At 67.0% G+C, this 17,458-nt stretch carries 28 protein-coding genes; all 28 read left to right on the forward strand.

Features of this window, described 5'->3' with window-relative positions; genetic code table 11:
- Positions 1–174 precede the first annotated feature (174 nt).
- The 28 genes from ACGFT2_RS28080 to map all read left to right on the forward strand — a co-directional run bounded on the left by ACGFT2_RS28080 (position 175) and on the right by map (position 17,413).
- The gene (locus ACGFT2_RS28080; RefSeq protein ID WP_393283257.1) at positions 175–633 is read left to right on the forward strand and encodes a hypothetical protein; all 459 of its coding nucleotides are present in this window, start codon (positions 175–177) and stop codon (positions 631–633) included.
- Between the two features lie 16 nt (positions 634–649).
- The gene (locus ACGFT2_RS28085) at positions 650–2,782 is read left to right on the forward strand and encodes a hypothetical protein (RefSeq protein ID WP_393283259.1); all 2,133 of its coding nucleotides are present in this window, start codon (positions 650–652) and stop codon (positions 2,780–2,782) included.
- 161 nt (positions 2,783–2,943) lie between these two features.
- Positions 2,944–3,318 (forward strand): hypothetical protein, encoded by a 375-nt coding sequence (locus ACGFT2_RS28090; RefSeq protein WP_393283261.1) that lies wholly within the window; start codon positions 2,944–2,946, stop codon positions 3,316–3,318.
- Between the two features lie 573 nt (positions 3,319–3,891).
- Entirely contained in the window at positions 3,892–4,041 is a 150-nt protein-coding gene (locus ACGFT2_RS28095; protein ID WP_393283264.1) for a hypothetical protein, read from the forward strand.
- Positions 4,042–4,475: 434 nt separating this feature from the next.
- Positions 4,476–4,784 (forward strand): 30S ribosomal protein S10, encoded by a 309-nt coding sequence (gene rpsJ, locus ACGFT2_RS28100; protein ID WP_003948644.1) that lies wholly within the window; start codon positions 4,476–4,478, stop codon positions 4,782–4,784.
- Positions 4,785–4,801: 17 nt separating this feature from the next.
- The gene (gene rplC / locus ACGFT2_RS28105) at positions 4,802–5,446 is read left to right on the forward strand and encodes a 50S ribosomal protein L3 (RefSeq protein ID WP_020135811.1); all 645 of its coding nucleotides are present in this window, start codon (positions 4,802–4,804) and stop codon (positions 5,444–5,446) included.
- 8 nt (positions 5,447–5,454) lie between these two features.
- Entirely contained in the window at positions 5,455–6,111 is a 657-nt protein-coding gene (gene rplD, locus ACGFT2_RS28110; RefSeq protein ID WP_393283266.1) for a 50S ribosomal protein L4, read from the forward strand.
- A complete protein-coding gene (gene rplW, locus ACGFT2_RS28115; protein ID WP_393283269.1) occupies positions 6,111–6,530 on the forward strand; it encodes a 50S ribosomal protein L23 in 420 nt (139 codons plus the stop codon). The genes rplD and rplW overlap by 1 nt, the downstream gene beginning before the upstream one ends.
- A 40-nt stretch (positions 6,531–6,570) precedes the next feature.
- Positions 6,571–7,407: a 50S ribosomal protein L2 gene (rplB, locus tag ACGFT2_RS28120; RefSeq protein WP_235456332.1), complete on the forward strand. Its 837-nt coding sequence runs from the start codon at positions 6,571–6,573 to the stop codon at positions 7,405–7,407.
- 12 nt (positions 7,408–7,419) lie between these two features.
- On the forward strand, positions 7,420–7,701 hold the full coding sequence (rpsS, locus tag ACGFT2_RS28125; RefSeq protein ID WP_003948639.1) for a 30S ribosomal protein S19: 282 nt from the start codon (positions 7,420–7,422) through the stop codon (positions 7,699–7,701).
- 44 nt (positions 7,702–7,745) lie between these two features.
- Positions 7,746–8,093: a 50S ribosomal protein L22 gene (gene rplV / locus ACGFT2_RS28130; protein WP_003974262.1), complete on the forward strand. Its 348-nt coding sequence runs from the start codon at positions 7,746–7,748 to the stop codon at positions 8,091–8,093.
- On the forward strand, positions 8,093–8,914 hold the full coding sequence (gene rpsC / locus ACGFT2_RS28135; protein ID WP_003998826.1) for a 30S ribosomal protein S3: 822 nt from the start codon (positions 8,093–8,095) through the stop codon (positions 8,912–8,914). Before rplV ends, rpsC begins: the two co-directional genes overlap by 1 nt.
- Positions 8,915–8,919: 5 nt before the next feature.
- Positions 8,920–9,339 carry a 50S ribosomal protein L16 gene (gene rplP / locus ACGFT2_RS28140; RefSeq protein WP_004927269.1) on the forward strand — a complete coding sequence of 140 codons (420 nt, stop codon included), beginning with the start codon at positions 8,920–8,922 and terminating at the stop codon, positions 9,337–9,339.
- Positions 9,339–9,563: a 50S ribosomal protein L29 gene (rpmC, locus tag ACGFT2_RS28145; RefSeq protein WP_010036720.1), complete on the forward strand. Its 225-nt coding sequence runs from the start codon at positions 9,339–9,341 to the stop codon at positions 9,561–9,563. The genes rplP and rpmC overlap by 1 nt, the downstream gene beginning before the upstream one ends.
- Complete coding sequence (gene rpsQ, locus ACGFT2_RS28150) at positions 9,563–9,847, forward strand: 30S ribosomal protein S17 (RefSeq protein ID WP_014674375.1); 285 nt, start codon at positions 9,563–9,565, stop codon at positions 9,845–9,847. Before rpmC ends, rpsQ begins: the two co-directional genes overlap by 1 nt.
- Positions 9,848–9,946: 99 nt before the next feature.
- A complete protein-coding gene (gene rplN, locus ACGFT2_RS28155) occupies positions 9,947–10,315 on the forward strand; it encodes a 50S ribosomal protein L14 (protein WP_003998823.1) in 369 nt (122 codons plus the stop codon).
- A gap of 2 nt (positions 10,316–10,317) precedes the next feature.
- On the forward strand, positions 10,318–10,641 hold the full coding sequence (gene rplX, locus ACGFT2_RS28160) for a 50S ribosomal protein L24 (protein ID WP_030671805.1): 324 nt from the start codon (positions 10,318–10,320) through the stop codon (positions 10,639–10,641).
- Complete coding sequence (gene rplE, locus ACGFT2_RS28165) at positions 10,641–11,198, forward strand: 50S ribosomal protein L5 (protein ID WP_016434630.1); 558 nt, start codon at positions 10,641–10,643, stop codon at positions 11,196–11,198. Before rplX ends, rplE begins: the two co-directional genes overlap by 1 nt.
- Before the next feature lie 5 nt (positions 11,199–11,203).
- Complete coding sequence (locus tag ACGFT2_RS28170) at positions 11,204–11,389, forward strand: type Z 30S ribosomal protein S14 (protein WP_003948630.1); 186 nt, start codon at positions 11,204–11,206, stop codon at positions 11,387–11,389.
- A gap of 210 nt (positions 11,390–11,599) precedes the next feature.
- Positions 11,600–11,998 carry a 30S ribosomal protein S8 gene (gene rpsH / locus ACGFT2_RS28175; protein WP_007384075.1) on the forward strand — a complete coding sequence of 133 codons (399 nt, stop codon included), beginning with the start codon at positions 11,600–11,602 and terminating at the stop codon, positions 11,996–11,998.
- Between the two features lie 24 nt (positions 11,999–12,022).
- Entirely contained in the window at positions 12,023–12,562 is a 540-nt protein-coding gene (gene rplF, locus ACGFT2_RS28180; RefSeq protein WP_393283277.1) for a 50S ribosomal protein L6, read from the forward strand.
- A 3-nt stretch (positions 12,563–12,565) separates the two neighbouring features.
- On the forward strand, positions 12,566–12,949 hold the full coding sequence (gene rplR / locus ACGFT2_RS28185; RefSeq protein ID WP_030860987.1) for a 50S ribosomal protein L18: 384 nt from the start codon (positions 12,566–12,568) through the stop codon (positions 12,947–12,949).
- Positions 12,950–12,988: 39 nt separating this feature from the next.
- Positions 12,989–13,594, forward strand: coding sequence for a 30S ribosomal protein S5 (gene rpsE, locus ACGFT2_RS28190; RefSeq protein ID WP_003992370.1), 606 nt, complete (start codon positions 12,989–12,991; stop codon positions 13,592–13,594).
- Between the two features lie 2 nt (positions 13,595–13,596).
- Positions 13,597–13,779: a 50S ribosomal protein L30 gene (gene rpmD, locus ACGFT2_RS28195; RefSeq protein WP_003974250.1), complete on the forward strand. Its 183-nt coding sequence runs from the start codon at positions 13,597–13,599 to the stop codon at positions 13,777–13,779.
- 2 nt (positions 13,780–13,781) lie between these two features.
- Complete coding sequence (gene rplO / locus ACGFT2_RS28200; RefSeq protein WP_003974249.1) at positions 13,782–14,237, forward strand: 50S ribosomal protein L15; 456 nt, start codon at positions 13,782–13,784, stop codon at positions 14,235–14,237.
- A 234-nt stretch (positions 14,238–14,471) separates the two neighbouring features.
- Complete coding sequence (gene secY, locus ACGFT2_RS28205; RefSeq protein WP_393283282.1) at positions 14,472–15,785, forward strand: preprotein translocase subunit SecY; 1,314 nt, start codon at positions 14,472–14,474, stop codon at positions 15,783–15,785.
- Positions 15,785–16,450: an adenylate kinase gene (locus ACGFT2_RS28210; RefSeq protein WP_393283284.1), complete on the forward strand. Its 666-nt coding sequence runs from the start codon at positions 15,785–15,787 to the stop codon at positions 16,448–16,450. Before secY ends, ACGFT2_RS28210 begins: the two co-directional genes overlap by 1 nt.
- Positions 16,451–16,576: 126 nt before the next feature.
- Entirely contained in the window at positions 16,577–17,413 is an 837-nt protein-coding gene (gene map, locus ACGFT2_RS28215; RefSeq protein ID WP_393283287.1) for a type I methionyl aminopeptidase, read from the forward strand.
- Positions 17,414–17,458: the final 45 nt, after the last annotated feature.

Raw genomic sequence — 17,458 nt, forward strand, 5'->3', positions numbered from 1 at the left:
TCCGCCTGCTTGAGGGTCATCGACTGACCTGAGGTCTCCGACCTGCGAGAGGCCCGTACGACTCCGGTCGTACGGGCCTCTTCGTCGTATCCGGACACCCGGGGCAGGGGGGCGCGTCGATGCGACGCGCCCCCCTGCCCGAGCGGCGTCAACGCGACGCCGTCGCGACACACCGTGACGGAGACCGGGCTGTACCGGTTGAAGTCCGTGGACGGTGGATCCGGACGGTCCGGCGGCGGTTCGCCGGCCGTTTCGGCGGGCGAGAGGTGGATGATGGGCGGTCTGTCCGGTGGCGGGGCGGCGAGGGGCCTGGTGTCCTCGCCCGCCGAGAAGCGGGCGGCGGCGCGGGCCGTCGAGGAGCACCTCGAACCGGGCACGCGCAAGGCCGGCCGGTGGGCGGACGAGCAGACGGCGGCCGCGGTGAAGGCGTTCGGCGCGCGGGACGGGGACGGCTGGCTGACCTCGGGCGCGCTGCACGCGGCCCACGAGACCTGGGCCGGGCAGGTCAAGAACCTGCTGGACCGGCTGGGCGCCGAGAAGGACGCCCTGCGCGCCGCGAACACGGTCCTCACCGGCGCGGACATCGGCATCGGCGGCGCGCTGCGCAAGCTGTCCGCGCTGGACCGGTACTGACGGGGGCGGCGGGCCGATGCCGACGTACCACGAGATCCTGACCGCCGACCTCGGCAGTCTCACCACCGCGGCGGAACGCTGGGACGGCATGGCGGGGGAGTTCGCCAAGCGGGAGAGGGAGTACCGCGAGGACGTGTACGGCGTCTCCACCGGCTCCGCCTCCTGGGCGGGCATGAGCGCGGAGGCGGCACACGGACGGTTCGCCGTCACGCTCAAGGAGTTCGAGTACGCGCAGACGGAGGCCAAGGCGATCGCCTCCCTCCTGCGGGACGCGCACGCACAGTTCGTGGAACTGCGGAGCCGGCTCACGGCGGTGCGGCGGGAGGCGGTGGCGGCGGGGATGCGGGTCTCGGAGCGCGGCCTGGTGACCCCCGCCCCGGACGCCGAGCGGACGGCAGCGGACCCGGACAGGCCGGCCCCGGACGGGACGGACCGGGATCACGGGGACCGGGACCATGCTGACCGGGGTCACGCCGACGGGGATCACGCGTCGGCCGTCCACTCCTGGCAGGACCGCATCGACAAGGCGGTCCGGGACGTCACGGACGCGGACACCGGCGTACGGATCGCACTGGCGGCAGTGGTCGTCGACTCCGGCCCGCTGGTCGGGGGCCGCGGATTCAACGGCAGGGCGATAGGGGACGTCGAGAAGTACGAGGCGCTGGACGTGGAGAAGGCCCTGGCCCGCCTGAGCCGGGGGGAGCGTCTCTCCGGCAGCGCACTCGCCGAACTGGAGAGGACGTTCCGCGACAACGCCGACGACGAGGCGTTCTCACGGACTCTGCTGGACGACCTGGGTGCCGAGGGCACGATCCGGCTGACGAACCAGCTGAACGACCTGATGCATGTGCGGGGCGGCCGGAGCGGGCCGCTCCTGTGGTCCTGCTCCGCGATCGAGTCCGGCCTGGCGGACTCGCTGGCGACGGCGACCCGGAACACGGACTCGGACTGGTACCGGCAGTGGCGGGCGGACATGCGGCACGCGGGCGTCGAGCGCTTCGCGACGGCCGAGCAGGCAGCCCGTCTGGACCAGGCCGTGGGCTACCAGTCCCTGGTGACCCTGATGCGGCACGGGCACGGCTGCGCGCCGGCCATGCTGGAGAACCTGACCGACGACATGATCGCCGCGGAGCGCCGTGAGCCGGGGATCTGGCGGCTGAAGGGCGACTACGCCGGCCGGCACGGCGGCTGGTTCGCCAACGATCCGGTGGACGGTGCGCTGGGCGTCATGAGCCGGGACCCGGCTGCGGCGGCGCACTATCTGTCCTCGGACGACCGTATGAAGTACCTGGTCAAGGACCGGGACTGGGACGTCACGCTGCACGTACGGCAGGGGCCGACGGCCACCATGTACGCGGCCGGGCTCGACGCGGACGACCGGGCGGGCTTCGGCGCGGCGCTCCAGGCGGCGGCGACCGGCATCGATCCGTCGGACCGGCACGCGCACTATGTCGCCCACGGCAAGCAGAACGAGGCGGTCTTCCGGTCGGCTCTGGCCCAACTGGCGGCCCAGGGCGACGACTTCCCGCCGGCGCTGCGGCGCCCGATGGCCGACGTCCTGGTCAATCACGGCGCCACGGTCCACGCCTCCATGAGCGAGATCGACATCGCCCGCTCGCCTCTGGAGCAGCAGCAGCTCTTCGAGGTGGCCAAGCAGGTGTCCAAGGACGAGGGGGCGTACGGCGCGCTGAACGGGGGCCTGAACCAGGCGATGGTGTCCGGGATCCACCAGGACCACTCCGACTCCGCGGAATCCCTGATCCGCGCCGGCCGCACGGTCGGCTTCCTGGAGGAGGCCCGGCTACAGGCGCAGGGGGACCCGAAGACAGCGGAATTCGAAGCGAAGCCCCTCTTCGACAAGGCGATCAGCTACCTCCCGGTGGCGGGCGACGACGTCCAGGAAGGCTTCGACTATGTGACGGATCAGTGGTTGGCGGATGAGCAGGAGAGGTTGGATGACCAGCGCGCTCACGACAATGTGCGGGCCTACTCCAGGAGGAATGGCCAACTGATGGGGCTAGCACAGGAGTGGATGAAGACGCATACGGTGCCGGCCGGATCGTATTTCCACCCCAAAGACGAGATTAACAGGTCGGCCCGCGATGGAATCGTCCACGCGACCGGGGTGTCGGGGGAGCAGCCCACGTGAACATGTTCCGCTGTGGTGGCTTCATGAGGATGATCGCCTTACCTCTCTTTCTCTGCGCGGTTTCGTGCGGCTGCGCTAGTGATCGAGCGGTGCCTGAGACTGTCTGCGGGACTCGTGTTGATCCTGCTCTGACAAGCCTGCTCCTACCGTCCCTTGAAGACTTGCATGAGTTCACCCGGGTCGATCGAGATGAATCCGTCAGCGCGCCTTGTGTGCTTCTATCGGGGCCTGATCCGTCACTTGAGTTTCAATTCTCGTGGGATGAATTCGCGACGGACCTGATGGCTCAGGCGACAGGCAACGGTACCGTTTCACGCGTGAACCAACCTCGTAGATCAGATTTGGCGGCGAAGGCGGTCGTTGGGACTGACGGAGCCATCGCAACGACTCGATGCAAAACCAAACGTGGGAAATACTTCACGCTCACCCTCCAGCTCCCCCAGGTCAAACTCATGGACCAATCCCACCGCAAGGACATCGAGAAGTTTATGCGGGCCTATTTTCCGGCCACTGTGCGCACGCTTGGCTGCTCCTGAGGAGCCATCGGAACCCCAGTAGCGACTGTCAGCGTGACGCGAGCACGCCATAGGTGCAGACGGGGGTTGGCGTCTTGCCAGCGAAGGGCGCCGAACAGGCCGTAGGAATGCGACTCGCCCGGTACCCGGCAGACCCGGTTGGCGGTGGACCGACCGGCGCCGGCCGGATGAACCTCGCCTCCACGCCCGCCGAGAAACGCACCGCGGCGACCCCGATCGAGCAGCGGCCCACCGGCCTGTCCACCGCCCGGCTCGGCGCGCCCGGCGCGGCGAAGCCGCTGCGGCAGGCCCAGGGGTCGCGTCGCGCTGCGCGACACGGCGCAGGCGCGCAACGGCACGCCCGGGGGGCATGGAGTACCCGGCCGACCCGGACGTGCCACAGACCAACTGCTATCTGGTCACGAAGGGGAGGAACCGGGCTATGGCCTCTACGCCTATTACGGCGCCGCCGCCACGGACTTCCCGACGAGCGAGGGCGGCCGGCTCGAGGAGGGCTACGGTCCCGGACACGGTGATCGTGACTACGCCTGGGCCACCGCCACGTGCCCCCGGCCGGCGCGGTCCGCCGTGTTCGTGCTGTACCACCTGTACGACCGGGACACCGACAGCTACCCAGGCCCGCATTGCTCCGCCTCGTTCGCCCGCTCCGCCCTCAAGGCCTCCGCCGGTCACGAGGCCCAGCAGCGCGGCTGCACCGACGTACGGACGATGTCCCGGTCGTGAGGCCGGCCTCGCGGGGCATCCGGTTTGACCTACGTCACCTTCGGGGTAATCTCTTCGGCCCGATTGGCCAGGCGGCTGCCCCATATGGCAGACTGTCCGAGTTGCTCGGTCGAGTGTTGATGCTGCGCGCCTCCCGCCGGGAGGACCGGAAGCGAGTCCCACAGTACTCGTCGCCCTAACTGCCTGCGGGCAGCGCTGGGGCGGACGTACGGGAATCTTCCGGGAAGTGTGAGCGCGACACCGGCCAGGCACCCGGTGGGTTTTTTGCCCCCGGCCTGCGGTTCCGGAAGGGCCGTGCGCATTCCCTGCAGGGATGTTCGAACAAGGGACATCTTTGTCAGCGGGAGAGCGACACGCCCGACCGCGTGGGTCGGAGACAGAAGGCGTAACCGCAGGGTTCCAGAGCGTTAGAGAGACAGGACTACTGAGTAGCCATGGCGGGACAGAAGATCCGCATCCGGCTCAAGGCCTACGACCACGAGGTCATCGATTCCTCGGCGAAGAAGATCGTCGAGACGGTGACGCGCACTGGTGCGTCGGTCGCGGGCCCGGTGCCGCTGCCCACTGAGAAGAACGTGTACTGCGTCATCAAGTCGCCGCACAAGTACAAGGACTCGCGCGAGCACTTCGAGATGCGCACGCACAAGCGCCTGATCGACATCCTCGACCCGACCCCCAAGACCGTTGACTCTCTGATGCGACTCGACCTCCCGGCCGGTGTCGACATCGAGATCAAGCTCTGAGGGCTGGTGATCTGAGAATGGCTAAGCAGATCAAGGGCATCCTGGGCGAGAAGCTCGGCATGACGCAGGTGTGGGACGAGAACAACCGTGTTGTTCCGGTCACCGTCGTCAAGGCCGGCCCCAATGTCGTCACCCAGGTCCGCACGAACGACGTCGACGGCTACGAGTCCGTCCAGATCGCGTTCGGCGAGATCGACCCGCGCAAGGTGAACAAGCCCCTCAAGGGCCACTTCGCCAAGGCCGACGTCACTCCCCGCCGCCACCTCGTCGAGATCCGTACCGCTGACGCCAGCGAGTACACCCTCGGCCAGGAGATCACCGCCGAGGTGTTCGAGGCCGGCATCAAGGTCGACGTGACCGGCAAGAGCAAGGGCAAGGGCTTCGCCGGTGTCATGAAGCGTCACAACTTCAAGGGCCTCGGCGCCGGACACGGCACCCAGCGCAAGCACCGCTCGCCCGGTTCCATCGGTGGCTGCGCCACCCCGGGCCGCGTGTTCAAGGGCCTCCGCATGGCGGGTCGCATGGGCAACGAGCGGGTCACCACCCAGAACCTGACCGTCCACGCCGTTGACGCGGAGAAGGGTCTGCTGCTCATCAAGGGCGCGGTTCCCGGTCCGAACGGCGGCCTCGTCCTGGTCCGCACCGCGGCCAAGGGGGCCTGAGGTAACCGATGAGCACTGTTGACATCCTTTCGCCGGCGGGCGACAAGGCCGGTTCCGTCGAGCTCCCCGCGGAGATCTTCGACGTGGAGAAGATCAGCATCCCGCTGATCCACCAGGTCGTCGTCGCGCAGCTGGCCGCTGCCCGCCAGGGCACGCACAAGACCAAGACCCGCGGTGAAGTCCGTGGTGGTGGCAGGAAGCCTTACCGCCAGAAGGGCACCGGCCGCGCCCGTCAGGGCTCGACCCGCGCGCCGCAGTTCGCCGGTGGTGGCGTCGTGCACGGTCCCGTGCCGCGTGACTACTCGCAGCGCACCCCGAAGAAGATGAAGGCCGCGGCCCTGCGCCACGCCCTCACCGACCGGGCGCGTCACAACCGCATCCACGTCGTCTCCGGCGTGGTCGAGGGCGCGAACCCCAGCACCAAGGCCGCCAAGAGCCTGTTCGGCAAGATCTCGGAGCGCAAGAACCTGCTCCTGGTCGTCGACCGCTCCGACGAGGCCGCGTGGCTGTCCGCCCGCAACCTGCCCCAGGTCCACATCCTGGAGCCGGGCCAGCTGAACACGTACGACGTTCTCGTCTCGGACGACGTGGTCTTCACCCAGGCCGCTTTCGAGTCCTTCGTGTCTGGCCCCAAGGCCGCTGACACCGAAGGGAGCGAAGCCTGATGGCTACGCGTCACCCGAGCATTGCCTCGAAGGCCGCCAAGGCTGCCAAGGTCGCGCGCGTCGCCAAGGCGAAGCGTCACGCCACCGAGGGCAAGAACACCGTCGAGACCCCGCTGAGCAAGTCCTTCACGGACCCCCGTGACGTGCTGCTCAAGCCGGTCGTCTCGGAGAAGAGCTACGCGCTCCTCGACGAGAACAAGTACACGTTCATCGTCGCCCCGGGCGCCAACAAGACCCAGATCAAGCAGGCCGTCCAGGCGGTCTTCGACGTCAAGGTCACCGGGGTCAACACGATCAACCGCCAGGGCAAGCGCAAGCGCACGAAGACCGGCTTCGGTCAGCGTGCCGGCAGCAAGCGGGCGATCGTGACCCTCGCCGAGGGCGACCGTATCGACATCTTCGGCGGTCCGACCGCCTGAGGGCGGTCCGGATCGTCCGATATCGGACGAGGACTGAGAAATGGGAATCCGCAAGTACAAGCCGACTACGCCGGGCCGTCGTGGCGCCAGCGTCGCCGACTTCGTCGAGGTCACGCGGTCCACGCCGGAGAAGTCGCTGGTCCGCCCGCTGCACAGCAAGGGCGGCCGTAACAACGCCGGTCGTGTGACCGTTCGCCACCAGGGTGGCGGACACAAGCGCGCCTACCGCGTGATCGACTTCCGTCGTCACGACAAGGACGGCGTGCCGGCGAAGGTCGCGCACATCGAGTACGACCCCAACCGCACCGCGCGCATCGCGCTGCTGCACTACGCCGACGGCGAGAAGCGCTACATCCTCGCCCCGCGCAACCTGCAGCAGGGTGACCGCGTCGAGAACGGTCCCGGGGCCGACATCAAGCCGGGCAACAACCTGGCCATCCGCAACATCCCGGTCGGTACCACGCTCCACGCGATCGAGCTCCGTCCCGGTGGCGGTGCCAAGTTCGCCCGCTCCGCCGGTGCCTCCGTGCAGCTGCTCGCGAAGGAGGGCTCGATGGCCCACCTCCGCATGCCGTCCGGTGAGATCCGCCTGGTCGACGTCCGCTGCCGCGCCACCATCGGTGAGGTCGGCAACGCCGAGCAGAGCAACATCAACTGGGGCAAGGCCGGCCGTAAGCGGTGGCTGGGCGTTCGCCCGACCGTCCGTGGTGTCGTCATGAACCCGGTCGACCACCCGCACGGTGGTGGTGAGGGCCGGACCTCCGGTGGTCGCCACCCTGTGTCCCCGTGGGGCAAGAAGGAAGGCCGTACTCGTTCGCCCAAGAAGGCGTCGAACAAGTACATCGTCCGCCGCCGCAAGACGAACAAGAAGCGCTAAGGACGGGTTGAGATGCCTCGTAGCTTGAAGAAGGGACCCTTCGTCGACGACCACCTGATCAAGAAGGTGGATGTCCAGAACGAAGCCGGTACCAAGAACGTCATCAAGACCTGGTCCCGTCGCTCGATGATCGTCCCGGCCATGCTCGGCCACACGATCGCGGTGCACAACGGCAAGACCCACATCCCGGTGTTCGTCACCGAGTCGATGGTCGGTCACAAGCTCGGCGAGTTCTCGCCGACGCGCACCTTCCGGGGTCACGTCAAGGACGACCGGAAGTCGAAGCGCCGCTAAACGCGGATCGCATTCAGACACGTAAGTAACTGAGAGGGACAACCATGGAAGCCAGGGCCCAGGCGCGGTACATCCGCGTTACGCCCATGAAGGCCCGCCGCGTGGTGGACCTTATCCGTGGCATGGATGCCACGGAGGCTCAGGCGGTCCTGCGATTCGCTCCGCAGGCCGCCTCCGTGCCCGTCGGCAAGGTGCTCGACAGCGCCATCGCCAACGCCGCGCACAACTACGACCACACCGACGCCGACAGCCTCTTCATTTCGGAGGCGTACGTCGACGAGGGCCCGACCCTGAAGCGGTTCCGGCCGCGCGCCCAGGGCCGTGCCTACCGGATCCGCAAGCGGACCAGCCACATCACCGTGGTCGTCAGCAGCAAGGAAGGAACCCGGTAATGGGCCAGAAGGTTAACCCGCATGGGTTCCGGCTCGGTGTCACGACCGACTTCAAGTCGCGTTGGTACGCCGACAAGCTGTACAAGGACTACGTCAAGGAAGACGTCGCCATCCGTCGGATGATGACGTCCGGCATGGAGCGCGCCGGTATCTCGAAGGTTGAGATCGAGCGCACCCGTGACCGCGTGCGTGTGGACATCCACACCGCTCGTCCGGGCATCGTCATCGGCCGCCGTGGCGCCGAGGCCGACCGCATCCGCGGCGACCTCGAGAAGCTCACGGGCAAGCAGGTCCAGCTGAACATCCTCGAGGTCAAGAACCCCGAGACCGACGCTCAGCTGGTTGCTCAGGCCGTCGCCGAGCAGCTCTCCTCCCGCGTCTCCTTCCGTCGGGCCATGCGCAAGAGCATGCAGTCCGCCATGAAGGCCGGCGCCAAGGGCATCAAGATCCAGTGCGGTGGCCGCCTCGGCGGCGCCGAGATGTCCCGCTCGGAGTTCTACCGCGAGGGCCGCGTGCCCCTGCACACGCTCCGCGCGAACGTGGACTACGGCTTCTTCGAGGCCAAGACGACCTTCGGCCGCATCGGTGTGAAGGTCTGGATCTACAAGGGCGATGTCAAGAACATCGCCGAGGTCCGCGCCGAGAACGCTGCGGCCCGTGCGGGTAACCGCCCGGCCCGTGGTGGTGCCGACCGCCCGGCCCGTGGTGGCCGTGGTGGCGAGCGGCGCGGTCGCAAGCCGCAGCAGGCTGCCGGCGCCGAGGCCCCCAAGGCCGAGGCTCCCGCGTCCGCTCCGGCTGAGAGCACCGGAACGGAGGCCTGACCGAAATGCTGATCCCCCGTAGGGTCAAGCACCGCAAGCAGCACCACCCCAAGCGCCGCGGTCAGGCCAAGGGCGGTACGACGGTCGCGTTCGGCGAGTACGGCATTCAGGCCCTCACGCCGGCGTACGTGACCAACCGCCAGATCGAGGCGGCCCGTATCGCGATGACCCGCCACATCAAGCGTGGCGGCAAGGTCTGGATCAACATCTACCCGGACCGCCCGCTGACGAAGAAGCCTGCCGAGACCCGCATGGGTTCCGGTAAGGGTTCTCCGGAGTGGTGGATTGCGAACGTGCACCCGGGCCGGGTCATGTTCGAGCTGTCGTACCCCAACGAGAAGATCGCCCGTGAGGCGCTGACTCGTGCGGCCCACAAGCTGCCGATGAAGTGCCGGATCGTCAAGCGCGAGGCAGGTGAAGCGTGATGTCGGCCGGTACCAAGGCGTCCGAGCTGCGCGAGCTGGGCAACGAGGAGCTGCTGAACAAGCTCCGCGAGGCCAAGGAAGAGCTGTTCAACCTCCGCTTCCAGGCGGCGACTGGTCAGCTCGAGAACCACGGTCGGCTCAAGGCCGTCCGTAAGGACATCGCGCGGATCTACACCCTGATGCGTGAGCGCGAGCTGGGCATCGAGACGGTGGAGAGCGCCTGATGAGCGAGAGCAACGTGACTGAGAACACCGAAGCCCGTGGCTTCCGTAAGACCCGTGAGGGTCTGGTCGTCAGCGACAAGATGGACAAGACCGTCGTCGTCGCTGTCGAGGACCGTGTGAAGCACGCGCTGTACGGCAAGGTCATCCGCCGTACGAACAAGCTCAAGGCCCACGACGAGCAGAACGCTGCGGGCGTCGGCGACCGTGTCCTCCTCATGGAGACCCGGCCGCTGTCCGCGACGAAGCGCTGGCGCGTCGTCGAGATCCTCGAGAAGGCCAAGTAATTCCTGCGGGCAAACCCGCAGGTCAGTTCCGCCAGGCTCGGCAGGGGTCCTCGTGATTGAGGCCCCTGCCGGGAACCGGCAGACGATCAGGAGATAGACGTGATCCAGCAGGAGTCGCGACTGCGCGTCGCCGACAACACTGGTGCGAAGGAAATCCTTTGCATCCGTGTGCTCGGTGGCTCCGGTCGCCGCTACGCGGGCATCGGTGACGTCATCGTCGCCACCGTCAAGGACGCGATCCCCGGTGGCAACGTGAAGAAGGGTGACGTCGTCAAGGCGGTCATCGTTCGCACCGTCAAGGAGCGCCGCCGTCCGGACGGCTCGTACATCCGCTTCGACGAGAACGCCGCCGTCATTCTGAAGAACGACGGCGACCCTCGCGGCACCCGTATCTTCGGCCCCGTCGGCCGCGAGCTGCGCGAGAAGAAGTTCATGAAGATCATCTCGCTCGCGCCGGAGGTGCTGTAAGCATGAAGATCAAGAAGGGCGACCTGGTCCAGGTCATCACCGGTAAGGACAAGGGCAAGCAGGGCAAGGTCATCGCGGCCTACCCCCGCGAGGACCGTGTCCTGGTCGAGGGTGTCAACCGGGTCAAGAAGCACACCAAGGCCGGTCCGACCGCTCGCGGTTCGCAGGCCGGCGGCATCGTCACGACCGAGGCGCCGATCCACGTCTCCAACGTCCAGCTGGTCGTTGAGAAGGACGGCAACAAGGTCGTCACGCGTGTCGGTTACCGCTTCGACGACGAGGGCAACAAGATCCGCGTTGCCAAGCGGACGGGTGAGGACATCTGATGGCTACCACCACCACTCCGCGTCTGAAGCAGAAGTACCGCGAGGAGATCGCGGGCAAGCTGCGTGACGAGTTCAAGTACGAGAACGTCATGCAGATTCCCGGCCTCGTCAAGATCGTGGTCAACATGGGTGTGGGCGACGCCGCCCGCGACTCCAAGCTGATCGAGGGCGCCATCCGCGACCTCACCACGATCACCGGTCAGAAGCCGGCCGTCACCAAGGCCCGCAAGTCCATCGCGCAGTTCAAGCTGCGCGAGGGTCAGCCGATCGGTGCCCACGTCACGCTCCGTGGCGACCGCATGTGGGAGTTCCTGGACCGCACCCTGTCGCTCGCGCTCCCGCGCATCCGCGACTTCCGTGGTCTGTCCCCCAAGCAGTTCGACGGCCGTGGCAACTACACCTTCGGTCTCACGGAGCAGGTCATGTTCCACGAGATCGACCAGGACAAGATCGACCGCGTCCGGGGTATGGACATCACCGTGGTCACCACGGCGACCAACGACGCTGAGGGCCGCGCGCTCCTTCGTCACCTCGGCTTCCCGTTCAAGGAGGCGTGAGCGAGATGGCGAAGAAGGCTCTGATTGCCAAGGCTGCTCGCAAGCCCAAGTTCGGTGTGCGTGGCTACACCCGCTGCCAGCGCTGCGGCCGCCCGCACTCCGTGTACCGCAAGTTCGGCCTGTGCCGCGTGTGCCTTCGTGAGATGGCTCACCGTGGCGAGCTGCCGGGCGTGACCAAGAGCTCCTGGTAATCCCGGTAACACGGGATTCCTGAAGCTCTCGGTAAGCATCTGGGTCGGCAGAGGCCCTTCCCCGCATGCCGTAGGCTAGCGGGGTTGGGCGTCTGTCGCCCGTACGACTTACTACGCCGTAGGTCCACCGCGCCGCACCCGTCCCGTCTCGGATCGGGGAGAGGGATGGCGCACCAGGAAACCCCGGCGAGAGAGGCCGAAGGCCAATTCATGACCATGACTGATCCGATCGCAGACATGCTTACGCGTCTGCGGAACGCGAACTCGGCATACCACGACTCCGTGACGATGCCGGCATCGAAGATCAAGTCTCACATCGCGGAGATCCTCCAGCAGGAGGGCTTCATCACGGGCTGGAAGGTCGAGGACGCCGAGGTCGGCAAGAACCTCGTTCTCGAGCTGAAGTTCGGCCCGAACCGTGAGCGCTCCATCGCGGGCATCAAGCGGATCTCCAAGCCCGGTCTCCGGGTGTACGCGAAGTCCACCAACCTGCCGAAGGTGCTGGGCGGCCTCGGCGTGGCGATCATCTCCACGTCGCACGGGCTTCTCACCGACAAGCAGGCCGGCAAGAAGGGCGTGGGTGGGGAAGTCCTCGCCTACGTCTGGTAGCGGAAGGGAACGGAGGAAACAGCTATGTCGCGTATTGGCAAGCTCCCCATCACGGTTCCCGCCGGCGTGGACGTCACCATCGACGGCCGTACGGTCTCGGTCAAGGGCCCCAAGGGCTCGCTGACCCACACCGTTGTCGCGCCGATCGACATCGTCAAGGGTGAGGACGGCGTTCTGAGCGTCACCCGTCCGAACGACGAGCGTCAGAACAAGGCCCTCCACGGCCTGTCCCGCACGCTGGTGGCGAACATGATCACCGGCGTGACCCAGGGTTACGTGAAGAAGCTCGAGATCAGCGGTGTCGGTTACCGCGTTATGGCCAAGGGTTCGAACCTCGAGTTCGCGCTCGGCTACAGCCACCCGATCATCGTCGAGGCGCCCGAGGGCATCACCTTCAAGGTGGAGAGCCCGACCCGCTTCCAGGTCGAGGGCATCGACAAGCAGAAGGTCGGCGAGGTTGCGGCGAACATCCGCAAGCTGCGCAAGCCTGACCCGTACAAGGCCAAGGGCGTCAAGTACGAGGGCGAAGTCATCCGCCGCAAGGTCGGAAAGGCGGGTAAGTAAGCCATGGCATACGGGCAGAAGATCCTCAAGGGCGACGCCTACAAGCGCGCCGCGATCAAGCGCCGTCACATCCGGATCCGCAAGCGGATCGCCGGTACGGCGGAGCGCCCCCGTCTGGTCGTGACCCGCTCCAACCGCCACATCGTGGCGCAGGTGATCGACGACCTCAAGGGCCACACCCTGGCGTCCGCGTCCACCCTGGACGCGTCCGTCCGCGGTGGCGAGGGCGACAAGTCGGCGCAGGCCAAGCAGGTCGGCGCCCTGGTCGCCGAGCGCGCCAAGGCCGCCGGTGTCGAGGCTGTCGTGTTCGACCGTGGTGGCAACCAGTACGCCGGGCGCATCGCCGCCCTGGCGGACGCCGCCCGCGAAGCCGGGCTCAAGTTCTGAGCCTGCCGTAGCTAGCGGAAACAGAGAGAGGTAATTCCAATGGCTGGACCCCAGCGCCGCGGTGGCGGTGCCGGTGGCGGCGAGCGGCGGGACCGGAAGGGCCGTGACGGCGGCGCTGCTGCCGCCGAGAAGACCGCGTACGTTGAGCGCGTTGTCGCGATCAACCGCGTCGCCAAGGTTGTGAAGGGTGGTCGTCGCTTCAGCTTCACCGCGCTGGTCGTGGTGGGCGACGGTGACGGCACCGTGGGTGTCGGTTACGGCAAGGCCAAGGAGGTGCCGGCCGCCATCGCCAAGGGTGTTGAGGAGGCCAAGAAGCACTTCTTCAAGGTCCCCCGTATCCAGGGCACCATCCCGCACCCCATCCAGGGTGAGAAGGCTGCCGGCGTCGTGCTGCTCAAGCCCGCGTCCCCGGGTACCGGTGTTATCGCCGGTGGTCCGGTGCGCGCCGTGCTCGAGTGCGCCGGTATCCACGACGTGCTGTCGAAGTCGCTCGGCTCCGACAACGCGATCAACATCGTGCACGCGACCGTGGCGGCCCTGAAGGGCCTCCAGCGTCCCGAGGAGATCGCGGCCCGCCGTGGTCTGCCGCTCGAGGACGTCGCCCCCGCGGCTCTGCTGCGTGCACGTGCCGGGGCGGGTGCGTAATCATGGCGCAGCTGAAGATTACGCAGGTCAAGTCCTACATCGGCAGCAAGCAGAACCACCGCGACACCCTGCGGTCCCTTGGTCTCAAGGGCATCAACACGCAGGTCGTCAAGGAGGACCGCCCCGAGTTCCGCGGCATGGTGCACACCGTCCGCCACCTCGTGACGGTCGAGGAGGTCGACTGATCATGGCGGAGAACAACCCGCTCAAGATCCACAACCTCCGTCCCGCCCCGGGCGCCAAGACCGCCAAGACCCGTGTGGGTCGTGGTGAGGCGTCGAAGGGTAAGACGGCCGGTCGTGGTACCAAGGGCACCAAGGCCCGCTACCAGGTTCCGGAGCGCTTCGAGGGTGGCCAGATGCCCCTCCACATGCGTCTCCCGAAGCTGAAGGGCTTCAAGAACCCGTTCAAGACCGAGTTCCAGGTCGTGAACCTCGACAAGCTGGCCGCGCTCTACCCCGAGGGTGGCGAGGTCACCGTCGAGGGTCTGGTGGCCAAGGGTGCCGTTCGCAAGAACAGCCTCGTCAAGGTCCTCGGCCAGGGCGAGATCTCCGTGGCGCTGCAGGTGACGGTCGACGCCGTCTCCGGCTCCGCCAAGGAGAAGATCACCGCCGCCGGCGGTACGGTCACCGAGCTGGTCTGAGTCTCTCGGACTCCTCGATGACGTGAACGATCCCTACCGGGGATACCCCACAAAAAGGGGTATCCCCGGTTGGTCGTTCCTAGGGCGGTGCTCTCGCCGGTAAGGTGGCTTGCACTGCCTACTTTCACCGGGCGTCCCCATGGGGCACCCTGAGCGGCAGTCGTCCGTTATCTATTCGTCGAACTTCAAGACCGTCACCCTTGACGCAGTTGCGCGGGGGTCGCAGGAGGCACCGTGCTCACCGCGTTCGCCCGGGCGTTCAGGACGCCCGACCTGCGCAAGAAGCTGCTCTTCACGCTGGGCATCATCGTGGTCTACCGGGTCGGTACCCACATCCCGATCCCCGGCGTCAACTACAAGGCCGTCCAGACCTGCGTGAACGAGGCACAGGGGAACCAGGGCCTCTTCGGTCTCGTGAACATGTTCAGCGGTGGCGCGCTGCTGCAGATCACGATCTTCGCGCTCGGCATCATGCCGTACATCACGGCAAGCATCATCCTTCAGCTGCTGACCGTGGTCATCCCGCGTCTGGAGGCGCTGAAGAAGGAGGGCCAGGCCGGTACGGCGAAGATCACGCAGTACACCCGCTACCTGACGGTGGCGCTCGCCATCCTGCAGGGCACCGGTCTGGTCGCCACTGCCCGCAGCGGCGCGCTCTTCAACGGCTGCTCCGTCGCCACGAGCATCGTCCCGGACCAGGCGATCTTCACCACGATCACCATGGTCATCTGCATGACCGCCGGTACGGCCGTCGTCATGTGGCTCGGCGAGCTGGTCACCGACCGCGGCATCGGCAACGGCATGTCGATCCTGATGTTCATCTCGATCGCCGCCACCTTCCCGTCCGCGCTGTGGGCGATCAAGAAGCAGGGCACTCTGGCCGGCGGCTGGATCGAGTTCGGCACCGTGATCCTGGTCGGCCTGGTCATGGTCGCGCTCGTCGTCTTCGTCGAGCAGGCCCAGCGCCGCATCCCGGTGCAGTACGCGAAGCGCATGATCGGCCGGCGTTCCTACGGCGGTACGTCCACGTACATCCCGCTCAAGGTGAACCAGGCGGGTGTGATTCCCGTCATCTTCGCCTCCTCGCTGCTCTACATCCCGGCACTCGTGGCGCAGTTCGCGGGAGGCAAATCGGGCTGGAAGACCTGGGTCGAGCAGAATCTCACCAAGGGCGACCACCCGATTTACATCGTTACGTACTTCTTGCTCATCGTTTTCTTCGCCTTCTTCTACGTCGCTATCTCCTTCAACCCCGAGGAAGTAGCCGACAACATGAAGAAGTATGGTGGCTTCATCCCGGGCATCCGGGCTGGCCGACCGACCGCTGAGTACCTGAGCTACGTACTCAACCGGATCACCTGGCCGGGTTCGCTGTATCTGGGCGTGATCGCTCTCGTACCGACGATGGCGTTGGTTGGCTTCAATGCAAGCCAGAACTTCCCCTTCGGCGGGACCAGCATCCTGATCATCGTGGGTGTCGGCCTCGAGACGGTGAAGCAGATCGAGAGCCAGCTCCAGCAGCGCAATTACGAAGGGTTCCTCCGCTGATGCGTATCGTCCTCGTCGGGCCGCCCGGTGCCGGTAAGGGAACGCAGGCCGTCCGGCTCGCAGAGAAGCTGAGCATTCCGCACATCTCCACGGGCGACCTGTTCCGGGCCAACATCAGCCGGCAGACCGAGCTGGGCAAGCTCGCGAAGTCCTACATGGACGCCGGCAACCTCGTCCCCGACGAGGTCACCATCGCGATGGCCAAGGACCGCATGGAGCAGCCGGACGCTGAGAACGGCTTCCTGCTGGACGGCTTCCCGCGCAACGTCTCGCAGGCGGAGGCGCTGGACGAGCTGCTGGAGTCCGAGGGCATCACGCTGGACGCGGTGCTGGACCTTGAGGTCCCCGAGGAGGAGGTCGTCAAGCGGATCGCCGGCCGGCGCATCTGCCGCAACGACTCCTCCCACGTCTTCCACGTGACGTACAGCCCGGCGAAGAAGGAAGGCGTCTGCGACGTCTGCGGCGGCGAGCTGTACCAGCGCGACGACGACTCCGAGGACACGGTCCGCAAGCGACTCGAGGTCTACCACACGCAGACCGAGCCGATCATCGACTACTACAAGGCGCAGGGCCTGGTCGTGACGATCTCCTCCCTGGGCCCCGTGGACGAGATCACGCAGCGTGCCCTGGAGGCACTCAAGCGCGAGAAGGCCGGAAACAAGTAGATCGCGGTCCTTCCGGCCGCGGTGCCCTCCCTCCCCGGACTTCGTCCGCGGGACCCCGAGGGCGCCGCGGCCGTAGTGTTGTACAGGTAAACCAGCCGACGTGAGTGACGGAGAGCGCAGGCCCCCATGGTGCAGATCAAGACCCCCGAGCAGATCGCCAAGATGCGGACGGCGGGCCTGGTCGTAGCCGCCATTCACGCGGCCACCCGCGAGGCGGCCGTTCCGGGGGCCTCCACCAAGGACCTGGACGAGGTGGCCCGCAAGGTGCTCGCCGAGCACGGGGCCAAGTCGAACTTCCTGGGGTACGGCGGCTTCCCGGCGACGATCTGCACCTCCGTCAACGACGTGGTCGTCCACGGCATCCCCTCCGAGGACGTCGTCCTCAAGGACGGCGACATCATCTCCATCGACTGCGGTGCGATCGTCGACGGCTGGCACGGTGACGCCGCCTACACGGCCTTCGTGGGCACCGGTCACGCCCCGGAGCTGGTCGAGCTCTCCCGGGTGACCGAGGAGTCGATGTGGGCCGGGATCGCGGCCATGAAGTCGGGCGGCCGGCTGGTCGACATCTCCCGGGCCATCGAGACCTACATCCGCCGCCAGCCCAAGCCCGGCGGCGGACGCTACGGCATCATCGAGGACTACGGCGGCCACGGCATCGGCACCGAGATGCACATGGACCCGCACCTGCTGAACTACGTGGACCGGCGCCGCGGCAAGGGCCCCAAGCTGGTCCCCGGCTTCTGCCTGGCGATCGAGCCCATGGTCTCCCTGGGCACCCCGCGGACCGAGGTCCTCTCCGACGACTGGACGGTCATCACGACCGACGGCACCTGGTCCTCCCACTGGGAGCACTCGGTCGCCCTGACGCCGGACGGCCCCCTGGTGCTGACGGCGCCGGACGGCGGCCGGGCGAAGCTCGCCGAGTACGGCATCACGGCCGCTCCCGATCCTCTCGCATAGGGAGCACTCCCATGGGGCAGACTTCCTCGATTCGCCTTTCCCGGT

Source organism: Streptomyces sp. NPDC048514, from assembly GCF_043199955.1.
Taxonomy (GTDB): domain Bacteria; phylum Actinomycetota; class Actinomycetes; order Streptomycetales; family Streptomycetaceae; genus Streptomyces.

Coding starts and splice junctions, on each gene's coding strand:
- rpsH (WP_007384075.1), top strand. CDS start 11,600: ATGACCATGACTGATCCGATCGCAGACATGCTTACGCGTCTGCGGAAC.
- map (WP_393283287.1), top strand. CDS start 16,577: ATGGTGCAGATCAAGACCCCCGAGCAGATCGCCAAGATGCGGACGGCG.
- rpsC (WP_003998826.1), top strand. CDS start 8,093: ATGGGCCAGAAGGTTAACCCGCATGGGTTCCGGCTCGGTGTCACGACC.
- ACGFT2_RS28085 (WP_393283259.1), top strand. CDS start 650: ATGCCGACGTACCACGAGATCCTGACCGCCGACCTCGGCAGTCTCACC.
- rplE (WP_016434630.1), top strand. CDS start 10,641: ATGGCTACCACCACCACTCCGCGTCTGAAGCAGAAGTACCGCGAGGAG.
- ACGFT2_RS28170 (WP_003948630.1), top strand. CDS start 11,204: ATGGCGAAGAAGGCTCTGATTGCCAAGGCTGCTCGCAAGCCCAAGTTC.
- rplX (WP_030671805.1), top strand. CDS start 10,318: ATGAAGATCAAGAAGGGCGACCTGGTCCAGGTCATCACCGGTAAGGAC.
- rpsJ (WP_003948644.1), top strand. CDS start 4,476: ATGGCGGGACAGAAGATCCGCATCCGGCTCAAGGCCTACGACCACGAG.
- rpsQ (WP_014674375.1), top strand. CDS start 9,563: ATGAGCGAGAGCAACGTGACTGAGAACACCGAAGCCCGTGGCTTCCGT.
- rplF (WP_393283277.1), top strand. CDS start 12,023: ATGTCGCGTATTGGCAAGCTCCCCATCACGGTTCCCGCCGGCGTGGAC.
- rplW (WP_393283269.1), top strand. CDS start 6,111: ATGGCTACGCGTCACCCGAGCATTGCCTCGAAGGCCGCCAAGGCTGCC.
- rplB (WP_235456332.1), top strand. CDS start 6,571: ATGGGAATCCGCAAGTACAAGCCGACTACGCCGGGCCGTCGTGGCGCC.
- rplV (WP_003974262.1), top strand. CDS start 7,746: ATGGAAGCCAGGGCCCAGGCGCGGTACATCCGCGTTACGCCCATGAAG.
- rpsS (WP_003948639.1), top strand. CDS start 7,420: ATGCCTCGTAGCTTGAAGAAGGGACCCTTCGTCGACGACCACCTGATC.
- rpmD (WP_003974250.1), top strand. CDS start 13,597: ATGGCGCAGCTGAAGATTACGCAGGTCAAGTCCTACATCGGCAGCAAG.
- rplD (WP_393283266.1), top strand. CDS start 5,455: ATGAGCACTGTTGACATCCTTTCGCCGGCGGGCGACAAGGCCGGTTCC.
- rplR (WP_030860987.1), top strand. CDS start 12,566: ATGGCATACGGGCAGAAGATCCTCAAGGGCGACGCCTACAAGCGCGCC.
- ACGFT2_RS28210 (WP_393283284.1), top strand. CDS start 15,785: ATGCGTATCGTCCTCGTCGGGCCGCCCGGTGCCGGTAAGGGAACGCAG.
- rplO (WP_003974249.1), top strand. CDS start 13,782: ATGGCGGAGAACAACCCGCTCAAGATCCACAACCTCCGTCCCGCCCCG.
- rplP (WP_004927269.1), top strand. CDS start 8,920: ATGCTGATCCCCCGTAGGGTCAAGCACCGCAAGCAGCACCACCCCAAG.
- rpmC (WP_010036720.1), top strand. CDS start 9,339: ATGTCGGCCGGTACCAAGGCGTCCGAGCTGCGCGAGCTGGGCAACGAG.
- rpsE (WP_003992370.1), top strand. CDS start 12,989: ATGGCTGGACCCCAGCGCCGCGGTGGCGGTGCCGGTGGCGGCGAGCGG.
- rplC (WP_020135811.1), top strand. CDS start 4,802: ATGGCTAAGCAGATCAAGGGCATCCTGGGCGAGAAGCTCGGCATGACG.